The sequence below is a fragment of the Microbacterium sp. B19 genome (genome assembly GCF_000333395.1).
Classification (GTDB): Bacteria; Actinomycetota; Actinomycetes; order Actinomycetales; family Microbacteriaceae; genus Microbacterium.
In genome coordinates this window covers 37991-45455 of the sequence record NZ_BADA01000441.1, presented here as the reverse complement: position 1 = coordinate 45455, position 7465 = coordinate 37991, and the positions used below count along the sequence as shown (strand labels likewise).

8 protein-coding genes are annotated in these 7465 nt (G+C 74.3%); 4 read left to right on the top strand and 4 right to left on the bottom strand.

The window, feature by feature from the left end:
• The coding region (locus tag I5G_RS15750; RefSeq protein WP_022879919.1) for a 2-phosphosulfolactate phosphatase at positions 1 to 430 on the top strand (430 nt) is incomplete at its 5' end.
• A 10-nt stretch (positions 431 to 440) separates the two neighbouring features.
• On the opposite strand, the gene I5G_RS15745 is transcribed toward I5G_RS15750, so the two are convergent.
• The 4 genes from I5G_RS15745 to I5G_RS15730 form a co-directional block, all read right to left on the bottom strand.
• Positions 441 to 929 (bottom strand): SprT-like domain-containing protein, encoded by a 489-nt coding sequence (locus I5G_RS15745; RefSeq protein ID WP_026095998.1) that lies wholly within the window; start codon positions 927 to 929, stop codon positions 441 to 443.
• A gap of 29 nt (positions 930 to 958) precedes the next feature.
• Complete coding sequence (locus tag I5G_RS15740; RefSeq protein ID WP_022879917.1) at positions 959 to 1486, bottom strand: hypothetical protein; 528 nt, start codon at positions 1484 to 1486, stop codon at positions 959 to 961.
• Between the two features lie 115 nt (positions 1487 to 1601).
• Positions 1602 to 2468, bottom strand: coding sequence for a spermidine synthase (locus I5G_RS15735; protein ID WP_022879916.1), 867 nt, complete (start codon positions 2466 to 2468; stop codon positions 1602 to 1604).
• Positions 2469 to 2564: 96 nt separating this feature from the next.
• Positions 2565 to 3395 carry a class II glutamine amidotransferase gene (locus I5G_RS15730; RefSeq protein ID WP_187288862.1) on the bottom strand — a complete coding sequence of 277 codons (831 nt, stop codon included), beginning with the start codon at positions 3393 to 3395 and terminating at the stop codon, positions 2565 to 2567.
• Positions 3396 to 3435: 40 nt separating this feature from the next.
• On the opposite strand from I5G_RS15730, the gene I5G_RS15725 reads away from it, so the two are divergent.
• The 3 genes from I5G_RS15725 to I5G_RS15715 all read left to right on the top strand — a co-directional run bounded on the left by I5G_RS15725 (position 3436) and on the right by I5G_RS15715 (position 7429).
• On the top strand, positions 3436 to 4692 hold the full coding sequence (locus tag I5G_RS15725) for an aminotransferase class V-fold PLP-dependent enzyme (protein ID WP_051038834.1): 1257 nt from the start codon (positions 3436 to 3438) through the stop codon (positions 4690 to 4692).
• Positions 4689 to 5783 carry an FAD-dependent oxidoreductase gene (locus I5G_RS22935; RefSeq protein ID WP_051038832.1) on the top strand — a complete coding sequence of 365 codons (1095 nt, stop codon included), beginning with the start codon at positions 4689 to 4691 and terminating at the stop codon, positions 5781 to 5783. Before I5G_RS15725 ends, I5G_RS22935 begins: the two co-directional genes overlap by 4 nt.
• A 146-nt stretch (positions 5784 to 5929) precedes the next feature.
• Complete coding sequence (locus I5G_RS15715; RefSeq protein WP_022879914.1) at positions 5930 to 7429, top strand: gamma-glutamyltransferase; 1500 nt, start codon at positions 5930 to 5932, stop codon at positions 7427 to 7429.
• Positions 7430 to 7465: the final 36 nt, after the last annotated feature.

Sequence of the window (7465 nt, the reverse complement as noted above, 5' to 3'; positions counted from 1 at the left end):
GATCCCTCGCGCTCGCGCGGAGGAGACCGGTGCGCACGTCGTGGTCGCGGGGATCCGCAACGCGGCCGCCGTCGCCGCCCATGTGCTCGACGTGCAGCACTCGCGCGGCGACCGGACGAGCATCGCGGTGATCGCGGCGGGCGACGCCGACGCGGGCGGCCCGCGGTTCGCCGTCGAGGATCTGCTCGGCGCGGGGGCCGTCGTGGCCGCGCTCGGCGACCTCGGCATCGATCACGCGTCGCCTGACGCCGCCGTCGCGGGCGAAGGGTTCCGCGCGCTGCGCGGGGCCGTGCGGCACCTGCTCACCGCGAGCGGCACCGGGCGTTCGCGCGCCGACGCGGGCGAACGCGACCTCGTCCTGGCCGCGGCCGCGCGGGATGCGGCATCCGTCGTCCCGGTGCTGAGGAGCGGCGTCTTCACCGCGGTGTGAGACCGCCCGCTCAGCGCGGCGTCGCCGCGGCGAGCCGGGTCGCGGGGCTGATCTCGCGGTGCACCCACGTCAGCGCGAAGCGCGGGTCGAAGTACGGTGCGCACTTCGCGCACGACGTCGGCCGCGTCGCACGGCGGTGCCGGTAGGCGACGTGTCCGGCCGGGCACGTGCCCACCCACGGCGCCAGCTCGTTGGCGGTCTCGCCGGCGTGCGTCGTTCCGCCGACGTACCCGAGGTCGCGGGCCGCGCGCTTCCACGTCGGCCCGTGCCCCGCCGCGGCGCCGGCCAGGGCGTGCGCGACCTCGTGCAGCAGAGTCTGGTGGTTGGTGTCGTCGTCGTAGCGCGCGGCGAGGTAGCGCGAGACGCTGATGCGGCGGCGGCCGTAGTCGCAGAGCCCGGCGCGGCGCTTGGCGTTGTCGAAGGCGAACGACCACGAGTCGTCGAGATGCAGGGCGATCAATGCCTCTGCCCAGACGCGCACACGCTGCAGATCGGACATGACGGAAATCGTAGAGAGGGGCTCCGACGTCAGCTCGCCACGACCGCGCGAGCCCGCCGGCGCTCGGCGGCGTCGATCGCGAGCAGCGTCGACTCGAGTTCGGCGTCGCTGGCCCCCGCGTTCTGGCGGAGGAACAGCGCGCGCTTGAAGTCGCGGCGGGCGGCCTCGAAGTCGCCCTCGTCGTAGTGCACCTTGCCGCGGTGCTGCAGGGCGAACGCGGCGATGCCCGCCCAGCCCTGTCCTTCGGCCTCTTCCGCGCACGTCGTCAGCTCCTGCTCGGCGGCGGCGAACGCGCCGCGGCACTGCTGGATCGTGGCGTGCAGGATGCGGGCGCGCAGCAGGTCGCGCCGGGTCCCGGCCATGCGGGCGACGCGCACCGACTGCTCCGAGATCGTCAGGGCCTCGTCGAAGCGATCGAGCACCTTCAGCAGCCAGGTGCGCTCGAGAAGGGCCGGAAGACTGCGCTGCGAACCGATCTCCTCGAGCCGCTCCGCGCACTCGCGAGAGTCGGTGATCTCGCGCAATGTGTCGGGGTCGTACCCGTGGATATAGCTCACCGTCGCTCCTCTCGAATGGTCGATGCTTCCAGTCTGCGGTGCGGGCACCCGATGCTCCGCCTCGCCACACCGGCGGGTCGCGAACCCGCCCGGGCGAGCGTCCGGGCGTCCCTCGTCAGCGATCGAAGATGGATGCCGAGGGCTTGGGCGAGGGTGTCGCATCGGCATCCGTCGCCGGACGCGCGTCGCGGATGAACTCGTCGATCTCGGCTCCCTGGGCGACCTTCGCGGGGTGGGGGCCCGCGGCCATGAGACGCGGCAACCACTCGACCGGGAGGGGCGCGGCGGAGGCGGCGACGACGAGGTTGCCGAACCGGCGGCCCTTCAGCACCTGCACCTCGGCGAGCACGATGACCTCGGGGAGCACCTCGCGCACCGTCGCGACCTGCCGCCGCGCGAACGCCAACCCGGGGCCGTCCGAGACGTTGACGAGCAGCACGCCGTCGGGCGCGAGGAGCGCCGCGGCCTCGCGGTAGAACTCCACGGTCGTGAGGTGCGCGGGCGTCTGCGCGCCGGAGTAGACGTCGCTCACGAGCAGGTCGACGGCGCCGTGCAGGCCCGCGGGCAGTCGACCGAGGCCCGCGCGGGCGTCGCCGATGCGGACGCGGATCGCGGCCCCGCGGGGGAGGGGGAGATTCTCGCGCACGAGGTCCCACAGCGCCGGCTCCAGCTCGATGACCTGTTGCCGCGACCCGGGTCGCGTGGCCTCGACGTAGCGGGGGAGCGTCAGGGCACCCGCGCCCAGGTGGACCGCGGTGAGCGGCTGTCCTGGCATCCGGAGTCTGTCGATGACCGCACCCATGCGCGCGACGTACTCGAAGTGCAGGTGCGTCGGATCGTCGAGGTCGACGTGCGACTGCGGGGTGCCGTCGACGACGAGCTCCGACCCCGACACGTAGGTGGACGCGGTCACCCGCGCGATCGCCCCGTCGGACAGTCGCGCCGTCGGCGCATCGTCCGGTTCCACCCGCATGCGTGCCATGGGTTCCACGCTATCCCGGCAGGCGCGGGCGCGTGAGGGGTCAAGAATTGTCGCTTCGAGGGGGTCCGCGGCGACAATTCTTGACCCCTCACGCGCTCACGCGGAGGGGATGGGGGTGGATGCCACGGACCCGGGGGTCACCAGGGAGACCGTGTTCTCGGGGAGCGGGGTCCAGCCGTCCAGGGGGATGCCGGTCGTCGCGACCAGGCGCGCGCCGGAGGCGGTGCGGCGGGTGAAGAGGACGTTGTAGCCGTCGCCGTGACCCGGTGGGAGGGCCGCGAGGTCGAGCCCGCGCGCGGCGAACGCGGCGAGCGGGGCGGGACGACCGGCCGAGGAGTGCACCGCGACCAGGGCGGTCGGGGTGAGCAGCAGCGCGTTGAGACTCGCCTCGGGGTACGACGCGCGGACGTCGGCGACGGCATCCGCGATCCGGGTCGGGTCGACGTCGGTTCCGGGGGTGATCGCCCGGCGCAGGCGGGCGAAATACAGCTCGCTGTCATTGGTGCCGCGGAGCGTCGCGCGCTCATCGTCGGTGAGCGCGTCGCGGAGGCGATCCGCAGGGGCGAGAGCGCCGTTGTGCTCGAACACCTCGTCGCCGAACAGGAACGGCTGTGCCTCCCGCTCGCTCAGGCCGCTTCCGGCGCTGCCGAAGCGGAGGTAGAGGAGAGCGGCGGTCGCCGGCACGCGGACCGCCCGGGCGAGGGCGTGGCACGTGGCGGGGCGTCCGGGCGCGACTTTCGCCGCGACTCCCCGTTCCGTGCGCCAGCCGGCGCCCCAGCCGTCGGCGTGCACGCGGGAGAGGGCGGCGAAGGATGCCAGGACGTCGTCGCCCAGCGTGGCGGCGACGTTCGCCGGCTCCGGGCCGACGTAGGCGAGCATGCGGGACACGGCACCTCCGAGACGGGCGATCACAGATTGGATCCACATGTAGTATGTTTGGATCCTACCCGGAGGTAACCCGTCCCCCATGAACCCGCCCCCCACCGCAGACGCCGCGACGGCCTCGGCATCCGCGCCCTTCGTGGGCGGATCCGCGATCGACGTCGGTGCGGAGCGCGCGCGCACCGCCGGCTCGACCCTCACCAGCCACTTCAACGCCGCCGGCGCGGCCCTGCCGACGCACGCCGTCGTGGCCGCGGTGGTGGACCACCTGCGGCTCGAGGAGCAGAAGGGCGGGTACGAGGCAGCCGCGGAACGCCGCGCCGACCTCGACGCGGTGTACGCCTCGGCCGCCCAGCTCGTGGGCGCGGACACCCCCGAGATCGCCCTCTTCGACAGCGCCTCGACGGGCCTCCGCATCCTCCTCGACGCGCTGCGGCCGGCCGCGGGACAGCGCATCATCGCGTCCAGCAGCACCTACGTCAGCCACGCGCTCCACCTCATGAGCCTCGCGCGCGAACGCGGCATCGACCTCGTCATCGCGCCGTACGACGCGCACCGTCGGGTCGACGTCCCCGCGCTCGAAGCCCTGCTGTCCGACGGGGTACCGTCGATCGTGACGGTCGCCCACGTGCCCACCTCGTCCGGTCTCGTCGAACCGGCCGCCCAGATCGGGGAGGTCGTGCAGCGCTACGGAGGCACGTACATCCTGGATGCCACGCAGTCGGTCGGCCACTTGGCGGTCGACGTCCGCGAGATCGGGTGCGACGTCTTGGTCACGACGGGCCGCAAGTTCCTCCGGGCCCCGCGCGGCACCGGCTTCGCCTACGTCCGCGACACGCTGCTCGAGCGTCTGCTCCCCATCGCCCCCGACGTGCGCGGTGCGCACTGGACCTCGAGCGCGGACTGGGAGCTCGTCCCCTCGGCGCGGCGCTACGAGACGTGGGAGGGCCCGCTCGCGGCGCGCCTCGGACTCGGCGTCGCCCTGGAGGAGGCCGCCGCGCGGGGCATCCCCGAAACGGAAGAGTGGCTCGTCGAGACCGGTGCGCGCCTCCGGACGGCGCTCGCCGAGATCGACGGCGTCACCGTCGCCGACCCGGCGGGGAGCCATTCCGCCCTCGTGACGTTCGTGATCGACGGTGTGGCCGCGGCCGACGCCGTCGTCCAGCTCGCGCGGCGCGGAGTCCGGGTCGTCTCGGTTCCCGCGACCCACGGCCAGTGGGATCTCGGCGACCGCGGGGTGCCCAGCGTCGTCCGCGCGTCCGCCCACGTCTACAACGACGACTCCGACATCGCCGCCCTCGTCGACGGGGTGGCCGCGATCGCGACGGGAATCCTCCGGTGAGCGGGGTCGTGTCGGCTGACGTCGTCGTACTCGGGCTCGGCATCCACGGCATGTCCACCGTCGCCGCGCTCGCGGCCCGCGGCGTCCGCGTGATCGGGATCGACCGCTTCGTGCCGGGGCACGGCCGCGGGTCCTCGCACGGACGCACGCGCATGATCCGCCGCGCGTACCCGAACCCGGTGTGGAACCCGCTGGTGGAGAAGGCCTTCGACGCGTGGGAGGCGCTCGAGCGCGCCTCGGGCGAGAAGCTGCTGCACCGCACCGGCGGACTGTACGCGCACGAGGGGGCGTCACAGCTGCAGGGCCCCGACTGCGTCCTGGTCGAGGACCGCGCCGAGATGGCCGCCCTCATGCCGTCGTTCGCGGTGCCCGAGGGCTACCGCGCCGTCCACGACCCGTCCGCCGGGGTGCTCGAGGCCGAGCGGTCGCTCATCGCCCTCCGTCGGCTCGCCGAGGCCGCGGGCGCCGACCTGCGCGACGGCGAGCGGGTGCTCGGCTGGGACACGGTCGCCGACGGCGTCGAGGTCCGTACCGACCGCGGGATCGTCCGCGCGAACCGTCTCGTCGTCGCGGGCGGCTCGTGGGCCGGCACCCTGCTGCCGCAGCTGTCCGACCTCCTCGAGGTGTGGCGCATCCTCACCGTCACGGTCCGTGCCGGCCAGCCCGCGGGGATCCCGTCGGCGCTCGGAGCGTTCTCGGTCGATCGCGCCGACGGGCTCGTCTTCGGCATCCCGGATGCCGACGGCAACGGCGTCAAGCTCGGAGTGGATGCCGGAGAGGTCTGGGACCCCGAGACCCCCGTCGCGCCCCCGACGCCCGCCGAAGCCGACGCGCTGCGCGATCTGCTGCACGCGTACGTCCCCGCGCTCGACACCGCACCCGTCGAACTCGCCGCGTGCCTGTACACGATGACCGAGGACAAACGCTTCGTCATCGGGGCCCTGGCCGACGCCCCCGAGGTCATCGCCGTCTCGGCGTGTTCGGGGCACGGCTTTCAGGTTCGGTCCCGCGATCGGCGACGCGGTCGCGGATCTCGCCACCGGGGATCGACGGGCCCGATCTCGACTTCATCTCGACGGCCCCGCGGGTGATCTGACATGATCATTGGGCTCGCCGCTCCGTACCAGCCCGCGTCGAGGCGGACGCTCCGGATCGCTGGCGGCGGCACGCGCTCAATGGGCGCTCCCCGCGGCGCGATGCTCACCGTTCATCTCGACGGCCCGCCCGGGGATCTGACATGACCATCGCGCTCGCCGCTCCGCACCACGCCGCCGTCGAGGCGGGACGCTCCGCGATCGCTGCGGGCGGCAACGCGCTCGATGCGGCGCTCGCCGCGGCCGCGATGCTCACCGTGGTGTACCCCCACCAGTGCGCCGTCGGCGGTGACCTCATCGCCCTCGTCCGTCGCCCCGACGGCTCCACGGTCGCCGTGGTCGCGGCCGGCACAGCGCCCGCCGCGATCGCCGACGTCGCCGCGGCCTGGACCGAGGTCCCGCGCGCCGGGGCCGGGTCGGTCACGGTCCCCGGGATGTTCGCCGGATGGCAGGCGATCGCCGGACTCGGCGCCGTCCTGCCGCTCGCGCGCGCGCTCGAGGACGCCGCCGCGGCGGCGGAGGAGGGCACGACGGTCAGCGCGGGCCTTGACCGCGCGCTGGTGTCGCGCGCCGACGCGATCTTCGCCGACCCGGGGCTCCGGGACGTCTTCACGCGCGACGGCGCGCTCCTGGTCGAGGGCGACGCGCTCGTTCAGCCCGCGCTCGCCCGGTCGCTGCGTCGGATGGCGACCGACCCCCACGATTTCTACGCGGGCGACATCGCGCGGTCTCTGGTGGAGACGCTGCGCGCGGACGGCGGCACGCACACCGTCGACGACTTCGCGGGTTACCGCGCCGAGGTCACCGAGGCGCTGACCCGCGAGATCGGCGACGCCCGGTACAGCGTCGCGCCGCCGCCGTCCGTGGGGGCGATCCTCATGGGCGTCGCCGCGGCCGGCGAGCGCGAGCCCGGCGCGGCGGAGCTTCTCGAGGCCAGCGTCCTCGGTGTCCAGGCCCGCGGCGCGCACCTCGGCGACCCCGCCGCGGGTCCCGTCGACGTCGAGGCGATGCTCGCGCTCGACGCCCGTCCCTTCCGTGGCCCGCTCGAGCCCCGGCCGCAGGGCGACACCGCCGCGGTGGTCGCGATCGACGACGACGGATTCGCCGTCACGATCGTGCAGAGCGTGTACCAGACCTTCGGTTCCGGACTCCTCGACCCCGCGACCGGCATCCTGCTGCACAACCGCGGCGGCGCGTTCTCGATCGACCCCGCCTCGCCCGCGGCGATCCGGCCCGGCGCCCGCCCGCCGCACACGCTCGCTCCCGCGATCGTGGACCGCGGAGACCTGACCGTGGTCGCCGGATGCCAGGGCGGACGCGCTCAGCCGTGGATCCTCGCCCAGCTCCTGCCGGATGCGACCGACCCCGCCGTCGACCTCGACGAACTGCTCGGCCGTCCGCGCTGGGTGATCGGCGACCGCGACCTCGGCCACGACCGCCTCACGCTCGTCACCGAACCCGGTGTCGTGTCGGAGGTCGTGGAGCGCGCCGAGTTCCTCGGTCTCGGGATCGCGTCCTTCCCCGGGCCCGCCGACGAGGCCGGCCACGTCCAGCTCGTCCGCCGATCGCGCACCGCCGGGGTGCGCGATGCCGCGAGCGACCCCCGCGCCGACGGGGTCGCCGCCCTCGTCCCGGCATCCTGAACCCACCCGCATCGCCCGCACCACCGCAGCAAGGAG